Here is a 1,207-nt window from a genome sequence, read left to right as displayed (position 1 = left end):
CGCCCGCCCCCGCCGTACGGGACGCGCCGGAGGCCGCCGCGGCCGCCCCTGCCCCCCGAGCGGTCCTGCCCGGGCCCACCGGACTGGGCACCGCCTCCCTCGACCTGGCCGGCAGGCACCGGTCGCGGCCGGCGGCCCCGGCGCCCCCCGCGCCCGCTCCGTCCGCCCCGGGGCGCGCCGTCCCCGGTCTCTACCACCATCGCGTCCCGGAGCCGGACCCCGCGCGCGTCGAGGAGGTCAGCCGCCGGATCAAGCACTGGGCCGAGGACGAGGTCCGGCTCTACCCCGAGGAGTGGGAGGGGCAGTTCGACGGCTTCAGCGTCGGCCGCTACATGGTCGGCTGCCATCCCGACGCCCCGACGGTCGACCACCTGATGCTCGCCACCCGGCTCATGGTCGCGGAGAACGCGGTGGACGACTGCTACTGCGAGGACCACGGCGGCTCGCCCGTGGGCCTCGGCGGCCGCCTGCTGCTGGCGCACACCGCGCTCGACCACGTCCACACCAGCGAGCCGTACGCGTCCGCCTGGCGGGAGTCCCTCGCCTCGGACGCCCCGCGCCGGGCGTACCGCAGCGCCATGGACCACTTCACGGGCGCGGCCACCCCCGCCCAGGCGGACCGCTACCGGCACGACATGGCCCGGCTGCACCTGGGCTACCTCGCCGAGGCCGCCTGGGCGCAGACCGGTCACGTCCCGCAGGTGTGGGAGTACCTGGCCATGCGCCAGTTCAACAACTTCCGTCCCTGTCCGACGATCACCGACACCGTCGGCGGCTACGAACTGCCGGCGGACCTGCACGCCCGGCCGGACATGCAACGGGTCATCGCGCTCGCCGGCAACGCGACCACCATCGTCAACGACCTCTACTCGTACACGAAGGAACTCGACAGCCCGGGCCGTCACCTCAACCTGCCGGTGGTGCTCGCCGAACGCGAGGACCTCGGCGAGCGCGACGCCTATCTGAAGGCCGTCGAGATCCACAACCAGCTCCAGCACGCCTTCGAGGCCGCCGCGGCCGACCTCGCGGCGGCCTGCCCCCTGCCCCCGGTGCTGCGCTTCCTCAGAGGCGTGGCCGCCTGGGTCGACGGCAACCACGACTGGCACCGCACCAACACCTACCGCTACAGCCTGCCCGACTTCTGGTAAGGAACGGATCCCCAGTGACCACTGAAACGACCTCCACCGCCACCGCGCGGATCCCGGCC

General features: G+C 73.9%; 1 protein-coding gene. It reads left to right on the top strand.

Annotation, left to right across the window (positions count from 1 at the left end; genetic code table 11):
* The coding region (locus KMS84_RS38565) for a family 2 encapsulin nanocompartment cargo protein terpene cyclase (protein ID WP_256921217.1) at positions 1 to 1,148 on the top strand (1,148 nt) is incomplete at its 5' end.
* Between the last annotated feature and the right edge of the window lie 59 nt (positions 1,149 to 1,207).

Source organism: Streptomyces hilarionis (assembly GCF_024539675.1).
In the GTDB taxonomy this organism is placed as follows: Bacteria; Actinomycetota; Actinomycetes; order Streptomycetales; family Streptomycetaceae; genus Streptomyces; species Streptomyces hilarionis.
Note: the sequence above shows the minus strand (reverse complement) of the source record. Positions and strands in the feature narration are given on the sequence as shown.